The organism is Neobacillus niacini (assembly GCF_031457145.1).
GTDB lineage: Bacteria > Bacillota > Bacilli > Bacillales > Cytobacillaceae > Neobacillus > Neobacillus niacini_J.
The window spans coordinates 13,475-30,363 of sequence record NZ_JAVDVZ010000024.1; the positions used below are offsets into that span (position 1 = coordinate 13,475).

Below are 16,889 nucleotides of genomic sequence, written 5' to 3' on the forward strand. Positions count from 1 at the left end.
TAATATACCCCTTGGAGAGGAGCGCAGCATTTGAATACTACTTTCACTCATAAACAGATAAAAGAAATGTGCGGAACGGTCTCCTTTAAACGAGGGGATTCTTTTTATAGAGCGGGAAAGGTTTCTTTTGATTATTATAGCCTCATTCGTTGTGAGGCAACGGTTAAGGGAACGGAAGATTTTTATGTCACAATCAGCACAGATGAAAGAGGTACCCTTCGGACGGCATGCAGCTGTCCAAAACTTGACTCTGTTAAAACGGAATGTCAGCATATCGCTGCTGTATTATTGGCGCTTTATGAACATCAACAGCAAGGAACAACCCCAATCGTGGCGAATGGGAGGCAAATTGATTCAACCACCAAACAAGAATTGACAAAAGGACTGCTAACGATTTTTACCGATCAGCCTAAACGTTCAAGTGGTCATCAGCTTCATTTTGAGAATAGACAAGTACTGGGAGTAGAGTTTTTGTGTAAACCAGTGGAAATTCGAAAAGGCATCGAACTACTTGGAATTCAAATGGAGATTGACCATGTAAAAGTAAATAATATCCGAGATTTCCTTGTTGGGATTAAAGAAGGAAATTCTAGCATTCTTGTTGACTCATTCACCTTCAACCCAAACGAGCATTGCTTCCTAAAAGAAACAGACGATGTGATTCAGCTCCTCAGCCTAGTACTGCAAGATGAAAAAGCTTATTTTAGTGCCATATCAGACACCCTAGAAAATACATTCACTTCTGACCAGCTGCTAATACCGCCAACCTCGTGGGAGCAGTTGCTGCCATTGTTGGTAAAAGCACCATCAGTAAGAGTTGAATATAAAGGGGAATCGTTTGAAGGTCTAGTCCTTAATGAAAAAATGCTGCCACTAAGTTTTGTCTTTGCGACTTCGGAGAACAAAGGGTTTCATCTGAGGATTAAAGGGTTAAACCAGCTGATTGTATTAGAGGCCTATCACTTTGTTCTATATAAGGGCAAGTTCATTAGATTGGAAGAAACGGACTGCAAACGATTGGCAGACCTTAAACATATGTTAGAGGATTCAAAAACAAATCAAATCGAGATACCACAGGACCAAATTGATTATTTTCTAGAGAAAGTGGTCCCAGGTTTAAAAAAACTTGGCGAGGTGGAACTGCCTCAAAATCTAACTGACCGTTATAAGAGAACACCTTTAATGGCCAAGCTTTACTTGGATCGTGTGAAAAATCGCTTGTTAGCTGGTTTGGAGTTTCATTACGAAAATATTGTGATAAACCCATTGGATAATCCTCGGGAACACCAGAAAGGTCCCATTCTAATAAGGGATTTGGAAAAAGAAAATCAAATCCTGGAACTGATGGAGGAAGGCTCATTTGCCAATACGGACAGTGGTTATTTTTTACATAACGAGGAGTTGGAGTATGAATTTTTGTATCATACAGTTCCAAAACTGCAAAAGCTCGTCCAAATTTATGCAACCACGGCTGTAAGAAACAGGATTTTTAGAGAAAATACAATTCCAAAGATTAGGGTAAAGGTAAAAAAAGAACGGACCAATTGGCTCGAATTTAAATTTGAAATGGATGGGATCCCTGAGAAACAGATAAAAGAAGTTTTGGCAGCGCTCGAGGTAAAACGCAAATATTATCGACTGCGGAACGGTACCCTGCTCTCATTGGAAACTAGAGAATTTGAAGAAATCAATCGTTTTCTACAGGCAGTTCCTGTTCAGGCTGAGGATCTGGAAGCGGGTTTGAACATGCCAATTGTTCGTGGGATGAAGCTGATTGACGCTGTTGAAGACAATGAAACGTTTACCTTAGAGGAGTCGTTTCGTCAGTTTTTAGAAACAATCCGAAATCCGAGCAGCATGGAGTTTGAGGTCCCTGAATTGGTAGCGCCGATTTTGAGAGACTACCAAGTTGAAGGTTACAAATGGATGAAAACACTTGCTAGTTATGGATTTGGAGGAATTCTTGCGGATGATATGGGACTCGGAAAAACACTGCAAAGTATTACCTTTGTTCTCTCGGAACTGCCAATCATTCGGAAAAGAAAGCTTCCGATTCTGATTGTCTGTCCATCCTCATTGACCTATAACTGGCTTAGTGAAATGAAGAAATTTGCTCCAGGTTTACGAGCTGTCATTGTCGATGGCGATAAATTGGAGCGGAAGGCTAAACAGAAAAAAGAGGTTGAGTCAGATGTTGTCATCACCTCCTATCCTTTGCTGCGAAAGGATATTGAGTGGTTCGAGAAACAATCCTATCACACCGTATTTTTTGACGAAGCGCAGGCATTTAAAAACCCTATTACACAAACGGCAAGAACGGTGAAGAGAATCCAGGCTGATCACCGCTTTGCTCTTACTGGAACACCAGTGGAGAATTCGTTGGAAGAGCTGTGGTCCATTTTTCATGTTATATTTCCGGAACTATTTCAAGGGCTAAAGGAATACAGTCATTTATCAAGAAAGAAGATTGCTAGGAGGATCCGTCCATTTTTACTTCGAAGGTTGAAGGAAGATGTGCTTAAAGAACTCCCGGAAAAAATTGAATCGATTGATTTAGTGGAGTTACTGCCGGATCAGAAGAAGCTCTATGCTGCCTATTTAGCAAAACTACGGCATGACACACTAAAACATCTGGATAAAGACACGCTTCGAAAAAATAAAATTAGAATCCTTGCTGGTTTAACAAGGTTGCGACAAATCTGCTGTCACCCGTCTTTGTTTGTTGATGGCTATAAGGGCAGTTCTGCAAAATTCGAACAGCTGCTGCAGATTTTAGAGGAATCAAAGCAAGCTGGCAGAAGGGTTTTGATTTTTTCGCAGTTTACGAAAATGCTGGAGCTGATCGGAAGGGAAATGGCTGTTCAAGGTATACCATTTTTCTATCTTGATGGACAAACCCCATCAGAAGAACGGTTAGGACTGACAAATCGATTTAATGCGGGAGAACGTAACCTTTTCCTTATATCCTTGAAAGCAGGCGGAACAGGACTCAATCTAACAGGTGCAGACACAGTTATCCTTTATGACTTATGGTGGAACCCGGCAGTTGAAGAACAAGCAGCGGATAGAGCGCACCGAATGGGTCAAACCAATATTGTGCAGGTCATTAAATTGGTTACGCGCGGTACAATTGAGGAAAAAATGAATGAACTGCAAGAGAGAAAAAGAGAATTAATAGAAGAAATTATTGATCCGAGCGAGAAAAGGAATTCTTCTTTAACGGAGGAGGATATTCGGGAGATCTTGATGATTTAAGTAACTTAAACGCTACTCTATAAATAGGCTGCCAAACATTAAAGTTAGGCAGTCTATTCTTCGTGTACCAAGTCCTTTTTATTAGAACCAACTATATTAATTAAATTAACTAATTATGTTATGCTATACAATATGAGACTGTTTATATGGAGGATTTTTTTATGCAGCAGCGTGGCACCTTTCAATTAATGAAATCCGTTAATAGATCAATCATTTTAAATAAAATTCGTACCTCAGAACCAATATCCAGGGCACAAATTGCCAAAGAAACGAGCCTTACTCCCCCGACCGTCAGCACGATTGTAAAGGAACTGATCGAACAGAGGCTAGTAAGAGAAAGTACACTAGGGCATTCAAGCGGCGGGCGAAAGCCAACGATGTTGCATATCAATCATAGCTCATTTTATGTAATTGGTATTGATGCCGGGCCTGAAACGATCAAAGGTGTTCTATCGGATTTATCGGGTGAAATTTTGCAGCGGACCGTTAGCCCTATTAACAAACCAATAACGAATGAACGGTTTCTTTCGATTTTAAAAGAGAATATATATACCATATTAAAATCAACTGAAATCAGTCATGACCAAATTATTGGCATCGGCATTGCGATGCACGGAGTCGTTGACATTGAAACCGGAACCTCCCTGGTTGCACCTATTTTAAACTTAAGAAATATTCCAATTAAAGACGTGCTGGAGGAAGAGTTTAACATAACAATAAAGGTTGAAAATGATGCCCGGGCGATGGCGCTGGGCGAATCATGGTTTGGCGGGCATGGAGAAGCAGAGAGTATGGTTGCCGTAAATATTGGCCGTGGTGTTGGTGCCGGTGTTGTGATGAACGGAAAATTATATCATGGTGCACAAGGGATTGCCGGAGAATTCGGTCATATGACGATTGATATGAACGGTACAATTTGTGATTGTGGAAATCGCGGTTGTTTGCAAACCTTCGTAAGTGGAGCGGCTATTGCTGAAAGGGCAGGAAAACAGATAAATCAAAGCAAAGTCGCCCTAACAGGAAAAGAAGTATTTGAATACGCACAAAAGGGAAATCCATTATACATGGATGTACTTCATGAAACCGGTAAGGTAATCGGAATCGGATTGACAAACTTAATTCACTTACTAAACCCGCAAAAAATTGTTTTAGGTGGCGGGGTAATGAAGAGTGAGGAATTTATTATGCCAGCCATTCTTGAAACCATTCAGCAAAGAGTCTTGACTACGGAGGCGAGAAAGACCGAGGTAATTGTTACGCACCTTGGTGAAGATGCCACCTTGTTAGGTGCAGTGTCCCTGCTGTTGGTAGAGTTATTCAATCCTATAAAAGAAATAGGCTGATCCCTTTTGGGGATAGCCTATTTTTTAATCCTCCACTTGAAAGGCAAATACCGTTTGTTTACGATAATCTTCTCCTGCCTTTAGAATCACCGATGGAAATCCTTTGTGATGTAAGGAGGCTGGTGAGCTTTGAGTTTCAAAGCAGACACCAAGGTATTTGCGAGAAGAGCCTTTTGCTAATTGCAGCCCTTCCTCCAAACCATTTGACGAATACATCACCATTCCAGGTTCATTTGTCTTTACGAGCATTACCCGGCCACTGTCCGGGTCTAGAAGGAGTGCCTGATTTTCCTGGGTGTTGTCAAAAATAAAATAATGGTCATACCCGCTGTCAGCGATTTTATTTTGGACAAAGTCATTGTTAAATCCTTCACCAAGAACACGGCCACCACGATAATCAAAGGTTGTTCCATCAACATCTAGCAGTTTTCCAGTAGGAATAAGGTTTGAGTCCAGCTCAACAAACTTGCTGCTATCAATTGTCACTTGGTGGTCTTGAACAGTGGTTTTTAAATTACCGCTTAAATTAAAGTAAGCATGGTTTGTCAGGGTAAGTGGTGTAGTCTGATCACTCTTTGCTGCATAATCAAGGATGAGTTGATTGTGGTTATTTAAGGTATAAGTAACCTTTATCTCAACGTTTCCAGGATATCCACCGTCCATATCAGCACTTTTATGGGTAAGTGTTAATCCAACTTCTTCATCAGATTGAAAGGTGCTTGCCTCCCAAACAATTTGATGGAACCCACTAGGCCCGCCATGCAGATGGTTATCCCCATTATTTGCCGCTAATGTATATGTCTTATCATTTAATTTAAAGGAGGCACCTTGGATCCTGCCTGCAACTCGTCCAATTAGGGCACCAAAATAATTAGGATTCGATTCATAATCTTGATAATTACTATAACCAAGGACAACATCTTCAATGTTTCCATCTCGATCTGGAACCATGACTTTGGTAATAATTCCTCCAAAGTCTAGTATACTAACACTCATGCCGAGGTCATTTGATAATGTGTATTCCGTCCATTTTTCGTGAATCTGTTTTTTTTCTATATTCATTGTACTGTCCACCTATTTATTTAGTTTGTTAATAAAACGTTCAAAGGCTCCCCGTTCCTTTAATACCCCGGCATCCTGCAATACCTTTACAAATTTCTTTCCTAATTCTTCTCGTAATATTACCTCTGCCTGCTCGGAATCAGAAAGTGTCCCATATTCTGCCTGTATTTGGTCTGCCCATTCCTGATGATACGCTTCAACATGGCTGGATACACCTAATAAAAATTTCTTAATTTCTGCAAGTTCATCCAATAGTCTTGGCGGCAGAACGGCAAGCCCCATAACTTCAATTAGCCCGATGTTTTCCTTTTTGATGTGATGTACGTCTGCATGAGGATGAAAAATTCCAAGCGGGTGTTCATCCGTTGTCCGATTATTCCGAAGAACAAGGTCCAGTTCAAAACAGCCATCCCGCTTTCTGGCAATTGGTGTGATCGTGTTATGCGGTGTTTCTCCAGTAAACGCGAAAACATCTGCCAGTTCATCAGAATAGCCCTTCCAGGTTTGTAAAATTTTATCTCCGGCCTCAAGAAGGGAGGCTTTCTTTGTACCACGTAATCGAATTACAGACATTGGCCAGTTTAAAACAGACGCCTTGATTTCTGGGTATGACTTTAACTCAAAGGTAAATAAATCCTCAGCCCGAGTCATGCCGAATTCATAGCAGCCACCCTGATAGTGGTCATGACTTAAAATAGAACCGCCAACAATAGGCAAATCAGCATTTGAGCCAATAAAGTAGTGAGGGAATTTATCTGCAAATTCCAGTAATCTCTCAAACGCACTTCTATCAATCTTCATATTACGATGTTCTTCAGAAAAAACAATGCAGTGCTCGTTATAGTAAACATATGGGGAGTACTGAAAAAACCAGTTTTGACCTGAGAGTGGGACATGGATAATCCTATGATTGGCACGTGCAGGATGACCAGTTCGTCCTGAGTAGCCTTCGTTTTCTTTACATAACAGGCATTTAGGATAATTGACAGTTTGTTTCATTTCGCGTTCACGCTTAATTTGCTCTGGATCTTTTTCCGGTTTGGATAGATTAATGGTAATATCCATTACACCGTAAGCTGTTTCTACCTTATAAGAGATATTTTTAGCAATCCGATTTATTTGAATGTAATTATTGTTTTTACTTAAGTTATAAAAATAATCCGTTGCTGCTTCAGGTGAGTCCTGATACTTTTGGTTAAATACAGCATTCACAACAGAAGGTCTTGGAACAAAGCAGTTCATAATATTGGCTGCGAGGATTTCCTTATCATCAAATACATCCTCGATAACCTCGTGTCGGACAGCATAGAGAATCATTTTTTCCACGAGGTTAGGGATTGAATCTTCGTAGGGTTCCACTTCCTCATCAGGAAAAGTTTCCAGCTCTAGCAAGCTCATTACCTGATTCCGAACATAAATCTGATCTGCAGCTTCAATTAATTCCACTTCCAGCGCTTTTTGAATAAGACCTGTTATCAGTTGGTAAATCATCTTCACTCCTCCTTTCCATATCCTTCTGGATGAGCGGAATGCCAATTCCAAGCGTCCTCGATAATCTTCGTAATGGAAGTACGAGTTGGATTCCAGCCTAGTTTTTGTTTTGCCTTATCAGACGAAGCAATTAATATACTTGGATCACCGGCTCTTCGTTCGCCAATTTTAGCAGGAATTTCCTTGCCTGTTACCGCTCTTGCAGTATCAATCATTTCTTTTACGGAGAAACCTTGATTGCTTCCAAGGTTGAAAACATCACTGTTATTGCCTTCGTTTAAATAGCTTAGTGCCAGCAGATGAGCATTAATAAGATCTTCAACATGAACATAATCACGAATACAGGTTCCATCAGGTGTATCATAATCTTCACCAAAAATCATAATATGTGGACGCTGTCCTAGGGCGGTTTGTAGAATAATTGGGATTAGATGTGTTTCAGGACGGTGATCTTCGCCGATTTCTCCTGTTTCTCTCGCTCCAGCCACATTAAAATAACGCAGAGAAACATATTTAATTCCGTGAGCCTGCTCGGTCCACTTGATTAATTTTTCCATTGTAAGCTTTGTTTCCCCGTATGTACTGGTTGGGTTTGTTATCATTGTTTCTGTTATCGGGACAGATTCGGGTTCACCATAGGTTGCCGCTGACGAAGAGAAAACGATCTTTTTGATATCAAATTCCACCATGGCTTTGAGTAAAACCTGTGTTCCGTACACATTGTTATCAAAGTATTTAAGAGGATTTTCCATGGATTCACCGACAAGTGAATTGGCACCAAAATGAATAACGGCATCAATGGCTTCCTTTTGAAATACAGAGCGAAGGAAATCGATATTACGCATATCCCCTTCATAAAAAGCGACCTTTGGGTGGACTGCACCTCTGTGACCCGTTTCGAGATTATCGATAATTACGACATTTTCTCCCTGGTCAATTAATTGATAGACTGCATGCGAACCAATATAACCTGCTCCCCCTAAAACCAATACACTCATAGTTAACACTCCTCTGAAATTTCTTTTGCTCCATCACCAATCGCTGCTGTGTAGAAAGTTGCCTCATAGCCAACTTTTTCGCGATAGATGGCGTTAATATTTTTCTTAAAACTATCTACTTGATCCTTTTCAACAACTGCAATTGCACATCCGCCAAATCCGGCACCCGTCATACGTGCACCGATAACACCCTCATGTTCCCAAGCAGCCTGAACAAGGGTATCAAGCTCAAGACCGGTTACTTCATAATCATCCCTTAAAGATAGATGAGATTCATTCATTAATTTGCCAAACCCGTTAAGGTCACCTTGTTGAAGTTTTTCTAATGCATCTAAGGTCCTGGCATTTTCGTATACTGCATGCTTCGCGCGTTTTTGATTGATTACATCGCTGATTATATGCTTGTTATCTTCAAATTCTGTTGGAGATAATTCTCCTAAACTAGTGATTGAGAGTTTCTGCTGTAAATCGCTAAGCGCTTGTTCACATTGGGAACGTCGTTCATTGTACTTAGAACCGGCTAAGGTACGTTGCTTATTTGTATTCATAATGATAATCACGTGATTGTCTAATACGATTGGAGCATACTTGTATTCTAAAGTTTGACAGTTTAGCAGAAGGGCATGATCCTTTTTTCCCATACCAATCGCAAATTGGTCCATAATCCCGCTGTTTACACCGATGTACTCATTTTCAACCTTTTGTCCAATCTGAATCATAGGAATACGTTCTAGATTAAAACCAAAAAGTCCATTTAATAAAACACCTGTTGCCAGTTCAATCGATGCGGAAGAGGAGAGACCAGCACCATTTGGGATATTCCCATAGTACAAAATATCTGCACCTTGTTGAATTTCAAACCCTGCTTCTTTTATATAGAGAAACATTCCCTTTGGGTATTTCGCCCAATTATCAGCATCATTATAAGCTAAATCTGACAAATGGCATTCGATGATCCCGATTTCAGGAAAATTCATGCTGTAGAAACGTAAGGTTTGATCGTCTCGTTTTCTTGCAAGTGCGTAGGTTCCGTAGGAGATAGCGGCAGGGAAGACATGGCCGCCGTTATAATCCGTATGTTCACCAATTAAATTGATCCTGCCAGGGGCAAAAAAAGTTCTTGGAGTTACAGACGTTTCAAAAATGGTTTGAAATTCGCTTGTTAAATTGAGTGTAGTATACATAATGCCTCCTAAATAAATGAAAAATATATTTTATAGGTTAATTTGCGGTTTATACTTAATTAATTAATTTAATTAAGTTACTGTAAGTTTACTTCGATTCCTTGGGAGAAGCAATAAAAATATAAAAATTTTAAATCAATTAATATTCAAATTGAAAAGTAATCTACTGCTTGAACAAGTATTAGAAAAAAGCAAGATTGTAAAAACTTTATTTCTATAAATAGCTAAAGGGTCTCCGAATGTTAAGAGTCCCTTAGTTTTTTTAAATTTGAAAGTTGTTGCTTCTGCATTTGTGTGTTCTATTTATATTTTCTAAGGTACCAAATTAGTGGGAACACCAGAAGAATTAAAACTACCCAAATATGTTTCATGACCATCACAAAATATTCCTTAAACCCTAGGGTTTCATCTTCAGATTGACTTCCTTCTACTTTTGAATTTTCGTTTACTGATTCTGTTACTCCTGTATCTAAAATTGCTTGTCCCATTTCTGATTGGGTATGTCCTTGAAAAACGATGTTATCCTGAGTGAAAACATGTTCAATAACCCTATCATTATAAGAAATCGTCATAAAATTTTGATGTTCCTTATCTACGCTGTTAAAGAAAAGATTGTAATCAATCTCATACTCTTCAATTGCCTGATTATATGAATATTCTATTGAGATATGGAACATGGTGTAATTCCCTCGATTAGTGAGTTGGATATCTTTTACTGTTCCTTCTCCTTTGATTCCATTATTTATTACGGAAAGGTTTTTAAACACAAATTGTTCAACTTCCGACTTTGATTGGGAAATTTCATTTTCTTTCATATGACCATCTTGATTCTTATCGATGTTTAGCAATCCGCCCAGAAGATCCCCTAGTAAAAATAATTCATAGTTTACTTGATTTCCCTCTATTTTAACCTCAGAGTAGCCTGCAGATCCGGAATGTGCCTGGGCTTTTTGTGAATGGAAGATAGAAATAGTTAACAAAATAAGGACAAACTTGAAAAACAAGTTTTTATTTGGGTGCATAAATAGTGTTCCTCCAGTTTATTAGATTGAACTTTTCGCTGTTTTGGACTGTAGGTGAAAGGGTAAATCTTCATCTGACCATAAGTTTAGTGGTTGTTTGTTAATGGAGAATAAATTTAATGTAAAATAATCATAATAATTTTTAAAAAATTCACAAAATTAGTATAATATTACATAAAATTTACAGTGAGTTTAAATCTTTCTAACAATTCACCTTTAAAATAGTCATGAGTTTAAAAAATGGCGATTGTAGGGGGCAAACATGATGAAACAAACGAGAGGGAAAAAGGCAAAAAAACTGGTAGCTAATGTTTGTATAATGTCTATACTTCTTTCAAACATAAGTTTGACCTTTCCAACCAGCACAATGTTAGCTGTTGCAAATGAGCAGAACATTACTACTGAAATAACAGGCTCGGATGTGCCAGTAACACAACCAGAAAGTGAAGTAATTATTCCTGAATCTACAACAGACCAAGAGCAACTCACAAACGATAATGAAATCGTTGAACCAGATAAGACGAATGAAGCAGTAGAAGATGAATCTCAAACTTTAAACCAGGTTTCTCAACCAACTACACCAGGAGAGGAACTGAATCAAGCTGAAATAGTAGATGAAGATTATAATAGTCTGCCGCCTCTTTTGATAACTGAAATTTCCCCAGATACATCTGGAGCAGATAACTATGAGTATTTTGAGTTATACAATAATACGAATCAACCTATGGCATTAACAAATTACTCCTTTATTTACCGTTACACGGATGGCACTCTGTCGGATAAAGAATTCCAAATTGCGCCTGTAACTTTAGAACCGCAAGAAACAAAAGTCTTTTGGTTTAATAAAAGCGGACTTACGTTAGCGGACTATAACAATCATTTTGGAAGTCAATTAACCAGCGACCAAGTAGTAGAGTATAAGGATGTGTTCCCTGGGTTTTCTAATGGAGGTAACCGGGCAGTAGGGCTGACCGATCAACAAGGGAATGAAGTAATATTTGCGGGCTACCTGCCAAATGAGACAGATAATGCTGGTTTAGTCGTCCAATACAAATATCCCTCAACAGGGATTGAAATGGACAAGTTTGCTGTTCTAGCAGTACCTACACCAGGTATCATTGAAGCGGCTCAAGTTCCAGCTGCACCGGTAGTATTAGAAGCCACACCTGCAGACACGACAGCTCCGGAAATTGTACATAGTCCTATAACAGAAAGTCAGGCTTCTACTCCTATAAAAATAGAAGCCACAATTACTGATGACAAGGCGGTCCCTTATGCGACACTTTATTTTAAGGAAGAAGGTGCGGAAAGCTTTACATCCGTTTTAATGCGTGCAAATGCTGAAACACCGTCAACGTATAGTGCTGAAATTCCGGGCATTAGCGTAACAAGAAATTTAATTTATTATATTGAAGCAACTGATGGTGTAAACAGTAAAAAAACAGAAGAGTATACCATTTCTCCTCAAGTACCAGCTGAAACATTCAGTGATCTTCCATTGTTAATCACGGAACTATCCCCGAACTCTAAAGGGGGAGGGACCGATTTTTACGAATACTTTGAGCTGTACAATAACACAAACCAACCGATGACCTTAACAAACTATTCCTTTGTCTACCGTTATACAGACGGCACTCAGCCTGATAAAGTATTCCAAATTGAACCTGTAACGTTAGAACCGCAAGAAACAAAAGTGTTTTGGTTTAATAATGGCAACCTTACATTGGCTGATTTTAATAACAATTATGGCTTAGGTTTAACAGGTGACAAAATAGTAGAATTTAAAGATGTTTTTCCAGGTTTCGCAAATGGCGGCAACCGCGCTCTTATTATTAAGGATCATGCGGGGTTAGAAATTGTATCCGCAAGTTACCTAGGTGAAGAAAATGATAATAATGGTGCGGTAATTGAATACAGATTTCCTTCCACAGGAACGGAAATGGAAAAGTATAAAGTAAAAACATCACCAACACCTGGAAACATTGAGCGGCTTCAAGTTCCAACAAACCCAATTGATTTAAATGAAACTCCAAAGGACGAAGAAGCACCGGTCATTACTCACACACCGGTAACAGAAATTGATGCTTTTACTGCCATAACAATCGTAGCGGCAATAACAGATAATATCGCTGTGCCATTTGCAACACTTTATTATAAGAAAGCTGGAGAAGAGAATTTCACTTCCCTAGCAATGAGTGCAAATGCTGCTGATGCAGGAAGCTATACGGCAGATATTCCTAGTTCATATGTAGAAAGTGATATTACTTACTACATTGAGGCAACGGATGGTGTAAATAGCGAAAAAACAGAGGAATATAGTATTAATGTGAACCAACCAGATGTTGATTTTAATAAAATTCCTCAATTTCTTGTCACAGAGGTAGTCCCAGACTCAACCAATGTAGGGTCTGCTGATGGATATGAGTTTATTGAAATCTATAACAATAGTGATAAAGATATGAATTTTAAAGATTATAAGATTCAGTACCGATACGGTGAGGACCCGGCTACCGACGTCATTTGGCCGTCTATCCCAGATGATGTTGTTATTCCTTCTAAAGGCACACTAGTATTTTGGATTATCAATGGTCAGAATAATCAAAGCACCGTGGCTGATTTCAATGCAAACTACGGCACAAGTTTAATAGAGGATAAAGATATTGTAAGAATTAATAGTGCTGGAATGGCGAATGGCAGTATGCGCGGACTTGTATTAGCTACAAATGCTAAAAAAGAAATCGCTGTTTCCTACTACTTTGATGAAGCAAATGTAGACGATACAAATGCGAATAAAGGGATTCTTTACAAATATCCTGTCGATGGGTCTACTAAAATGATTAAAGTAAATCCAGGTTTAAATAATGCTACTCCAGGAAAAGTTGAGGCATTCCAAGTTCCGGTAAAACCTGTTCATATTGAAGAGGATACGATTGCTCCGACTATTGAAAATATGACAGCCGCAACGGAAATTAATCAAAAAGAAAATATTCAAATCTCTGCCGATGCAGCTGATAACAATGAAGTAAAATCAGTACGCTTGTTTTATCGTACAAATACGGAAACAAATTACAATGAGGCGATTCTTGCAGAAAATTTTGATGATATGATGTACCATCATACCATTTATTCTCCTGATATTATTGGGAAGGAATATGTTGAGTATTACTTTGTTGTGTCAGATGGCACTAATGTAGTGACTAGCAATACTTATAAAATCATCGTTACAAGTGATTTGGACAACTCTAGTCTTCGGTTAAATGTAAAGGATGGAGACATTGTTAATGGAGAAAAAATCCTAAAAGGGACATCAGAAACAGACTCCCCAGATCAGGTGAAGCTTTTTATTGATGGTACAGAGTTGAAAGAAAACACATACAAATCAATAGAACATACAGCTTACTTTGCTTTTGAAGTCAATGGTGTAAATACATTCTTCCAAAATGGGGTCACAATGGGTGACGAGATACTAAAGATTTTTGATGACGGTATTAATGATTGGGATACAATCACAATCCCTATTGATGCGGATCGTCTCCAAGTTGGAGAAAATACCATTACAATTCGAGCAGGAAACAAAGCCTCGCCATTTCAATTGGAAGAATCGGAAGAAAACCGTGATGATTATAATGTTCGCAATGCCCGGCTTGTTTTACCGAATGGAACTGTATTAATTGATCCAACCCACAATGATCCAGCTAAAGTTTATGATATGGGTGATGATGGAGTCTACCGGCCATTTGAAGATTTCAAGTTTACGATTGGTCAAGAGTATGCCCCTTCCATGACATACAAATGGGATACAACTGCTGTTTCAGATGGAGAACATGTGGTGAAAACGCAGGATACTGATGAAGAAGTGAGTAAGACCATTTTAGTAGATAATACGGTACCAGTTATCGCTAGCAATTTAATTGAAGGAAAAGAATATAAAGGAATATTTACCATCAATGTGGATGTTACCGATGAAATTGCAGGTGTCGATGTAAAGAAAATCATGTTAGATGATAAAGAAATCGAAGCTCCTATAGAAACATCTTCATCGAAGCTTCTCCCTGGAAATCATAAGCTTACTGTGAACGCTTCGGATAAGGTGGGGAACCTAGCAGAATTAACGATCAATTTTTCTGTAGTAAATGAGAATCCAAACAAGCCTGAACTTGTATCACCAAATGATGGCAGTGATACTCCAGTAGATGGTGACCCGACTTTAAAGGTAAAGGTGACAGATCCTACTAACGATGAAATAAAGGTGACTTTCTTCAAAGGGTTCAAATACGATGCAAGTAATATTAATGATGTTAAAGCGTATCAAAATACAACTGATATGGAACCGCCGCGAACGATGATTCCTGAAGGAGAAAAGGCGTTCGCTGCAGAGGACATTTCATTAGTATCTGCAAGAGACCAAAACTATTTAACCATCGATTCAAGCGACCAATTTCCTTATCATCGATTTGATGTGTCAGTTGATCCATCCATTGATGAAAGTGATATTGTGGAATTAGTTTGGAACGGAAAGTCTTTAGAGGGCAGAAAAGTGTCTATGTATGCATGGAATCACCTGCAAGCTAAATGGTTATTAGTTACTTACAAGATTGCTGGTACAGAGGACTTTGAACTAAAAGCAAATGTAGAAGTGAATGAGTATGTAAATGATGGGAAAATCAATGTATTAATTCAAGATGAAATTCCGCAAACACCGGATGAATACGATTATACTTTTGTTTGGATGTCAGATACTCAATACTATTCTGAAAGCTATCCATACATTTTTGAAAGACAAACTAATTGGATTGCTGAGAATAAGGATAAACTTAAAATTAAATATGTTTTCCATACTGGCGATGTCGTTGACGAAGCAGACCAGGAATATCAATGGAACTATGCAGATGAGTATATGAAAGTATTAGAATATAATCATGTTCCTTATGGTGTCTTAGCGGGAAATCACGATGTCAATCATAAAACAAATGATTATACGCAATTCTCTAAATGGTTTGGAGAGGACCGGTTTAAGGATAAACAGCATTATGGCGGTTCATACAAAAATAACCGCGGGCACTATGACCTAATTTCCTCAAATGGCAATGATTTTATTATGTTGTACATGGGATGGGGTATACAGGATGAAGATTTAAAATGGATGGATGATGTCTTAAAGCAGTATCCGAATCGAAAAGCGATCTTAAACTTCCATGAATACCTATTAGTTTCAGGAAATCGCAGCCCATTAGGAAATAAAATATATAATGAGGTTGTTTTAGCAAATGAAAACGTTATTGCAGTACTTAGTGGTCATTACCATGATTCTGAGACATTAATTGATCCAATTGATGATAATGGAGATGGTACTACAGACCGCGAAGTCTATCAAATGCTTGGAGACTATCAGGGTGGGCCTGAAGGCGGACAAGGGTATATGAAATTACTTCATTTCGATCAAGATAACAATCGAATTATCGTTAATACCTATTCGCCTTATTTAGATGATTATAATTTCTATGACCCGCAAAACTTTCCTGGTAAAGATGAGATGATTATCAATCTTGACCTTTCAGTAGATGAGAAACGAGTAGCAACAGATTATTTTGCGGTTAACGTTTATACTGATACAAAAATTGGGGAGCAGGATCAGGTAGCTAGTGGAAATACGGCTGCAACAGAATGGTTAGGCCTCACAGAAAATAATATGTATTCCTGGTACGCTGTAGCTGAAGATACCTATACAGGAAAAGCTGTATCAGAAATTTGGAGCTTTACAAAAGGAAAAGTGGAGCAGCCAAATATACCAGATCCTTCTAATGATAATGAAAATCCAGTGCCAGGAGATTCTGAAACACCGCCAACGAATGGCGGAGTGCAGCCATCAAACCCTCAGGATACCAGTAATGGCAACAACAACAACAACAGCAACAACAGTCAGCCGAAAGATTCAGGTAAATGGCTTCCAAACACAGCGACTAACTCATATAATTTGTTGCTTATTGGATTTTTAATCTTAATTGCCGGCGGATCCATTTTAATTGTAAGAATAAGATATATGTCAACGAGAAATAGGTAAATAATAAAGATAGAGTATTAAGCAGGTTAAAGGTGCCTCATTGAATTGAGGTACCTTTTTTATTGCGAACTCATATGTTTAATAAACCAGGTAGCTATTGTTTAATCTCATTCTCATGGAGAGTTGTAACTTTTTTAAAGTAAATTTATAATTTGTCTTGATTTTTTTAATGCATGATAGTAATATAGTAAATCTCAGCGGGAAACATTGAAAAACAAATTTGTTCTTCCTGAGTGGTTAGAAAAAGTGTTGACAATATGGATGTTATTTAGTAAAATAAGTTCTGTTGTCGATTTAGAAAAGATATTTTAAAAAAGTAATTGACACGATTTAAGTAAGATGTTATATTGATAAAGTCGCTTCTGAGCGATTGACAAATTGTTCTTTGAAAACTAAACAAACAAGAACGTCAACAAACAATTTTTTAGCTTTTTTAAAAAAGCTAAGCCAACGTAACAAATTGAGCTATATCA

8 protein-coding genes are annotated in these 16,889 nt (G+C 38.3%); 3 read left to right on the forward strand and 5 right to left on the reverse strand.

Annotated features, from left to right (window positions below; genetic code table 11):
• Positions 1-30 precede the first annotated feature (30 nt).
• Together J2Y03_RS27890 and J2Y03_RS27895 are read left to right on the forward strand one after the other, a co-directional pair.
• Entirely contained in the window at positions 31-3,255 is a 3,225-nt protein-coding gene (locus J2Y03_RS27890) for a DEAD/DEAH box helicase (protein ID WP_396954278.1), read from the forward strand.
• A gap of 161 nt (positions 3,256-3,416) precedes the next feature.
• Positions 3,417-4,598 carry an ROK family transcriptional regulator gene (locus tag J2Y03_RS27895; RefSeq protein ID WP_310200412.1) on the forward strand — a complete coding sequence of 394 codons (1,182 nt, stop codon included), beginning with the start codon at positions 3,417-3,419 and terminating at the stop codon, positions 4,596-4,598.
• A gap of 24 nt (positions 4,599-4,622) precedes the next feature.
• Here J2Y03_RS27895 and J2Y03_RS27900 read toward each other — a convergent pair whose 3' ends face one another.
• The 5 genes from J2Y03_RS27900 to J2Y03_RS27920 form a co-directional block, all read right to left on the reverse strand.
• Positions 4,623-5,660 (reverse strand): aldose epimerase family protein, encoded by a 1,038-nt coding sequence (locus tag J2Y03_RS27900; protein ID WP_310200414.1) that lies wholly within the window; start codon positions 5,658-5,660, stop codon positions 4,623-4,625.
• A 12-nt stretch (positions 5,661-5,672) separates the two neighbouring features.
• Complete coding sequence (gene galT, locus J2Y03_RS27905) at positions 5,673-7,151, reverse strand: UDP-glucose--hexose-1-phosphate uridylyltransferase (protein ID WP_310200416.1); 1,479 nt, start codon at positions 7,149-7,151, stop codon at positions 5,673-5,675.
• A gap of 2 nt (positions 7,152-7,153) precedes the next feature.
• Complete coding sequence (gene galE / locus J2Y03_RS27910; protein ID WP_310200418.1) at positions 7,154-8,149, reverse strand: UDP-glucose 4-epimerase GalE; 996 nt, start codon at positions 8,147-8,149, stop codon at positions 7,154-7,156.
• Positions 8,150-8,151: 2 nt separating this feature from the next.
• Positions 8,152-9,333, reverse strand: a complete 1,182-nt coding sequence (locus J2Y03_RS27915; RefSeq protein ID WP_310200420.1) for a galactokinase — start codon at positions 9,331-9,333, stop codon at positions 8,152-8,154.
• A gap of 299 nt (positions 9,334-9,632) precedes the next feature.
• Positions 9,633-10,355 carry a hypothetical protein gene (locus J2Y03_RS27920; protein ID WP_310200422.1) on the reverse strand — a complete coding sequence of 241 codons (723 nt, stop codon included), beginning with the start codon at positions 10,353-10,355 and terminating at the stop codon, positions 9,633-9,635.
• 265 nt (positions 10,356-10,620) lie between these two features.
• Between J2Y03_RS27920 and J2Y03_RS27925 the strand changes: the two genes are divergently transcribed.
• On the forward strand, positions 10,621-16,416 hold the full coding sequence (locus J2Y03_RS27925) for a lamin tail domain-containing metallophosphoesterase family protein (protein ID WP_310200424.1): 5,796 nt from the start codon (positions 10,621-10,623) through the stop codon (positions 16,414-16,416).
• The last annotated feature ends 473 nt before the right edge of the window (positions 16,417-16,889 follow it).

Bases quoted from the DNA above. Each gene is read 5' to 3' on its own strand.
- J2Y03_RS27895 (WP_310200412.1), top strand. From the start codon at position 3,417: ATGCAGCAGCGTGGCACCTTTCAATTAATGAAATCCGTTAATAGATCA.
- J2Y03_RS27900 (WP_310200414.1), bottom strand. From the start codon at position 5,660: ATGAATATAGAAAAAAAACAGATTCACGAAAAATGGACGGAATACACA.
- galT (WP_310200416.1), bottom strand. From the start codon at position 7,151: ATGATTTACCAACTGATAACAGGTCTTATTCAAAAAGCGCTGGAAGTG.
- galE (WP_310200418.1), bottom strand. From the start codon at position 8,149: ATGAGTGTATTGGTTTTAGGGGGAGCAGGTTATATTGGTTCGCATGCA.
- J2Y03_RS27915 (WP_310200420.1), bottom strand. From the start codon at position 9,333: ATGTATACTACACTCAATTTAACAAGCGAATTTCAAACCATTTTTGAA.
- J2Y03_RS27920 (WP_310200422.1), bottom strand. From the start codon at position 10,355: ATGCACCCAAATAAAAACTTGTTTTTCAAGTTTGTCCTTATTTTGTTA.
- J2Y03_RS27925 (WP_310200424.1), top strand. From the start codon at position 10,621: ATGAAACAAACGAGAGGGAAAAAGGCAAAAAAACTGGTAGCTAATGTT.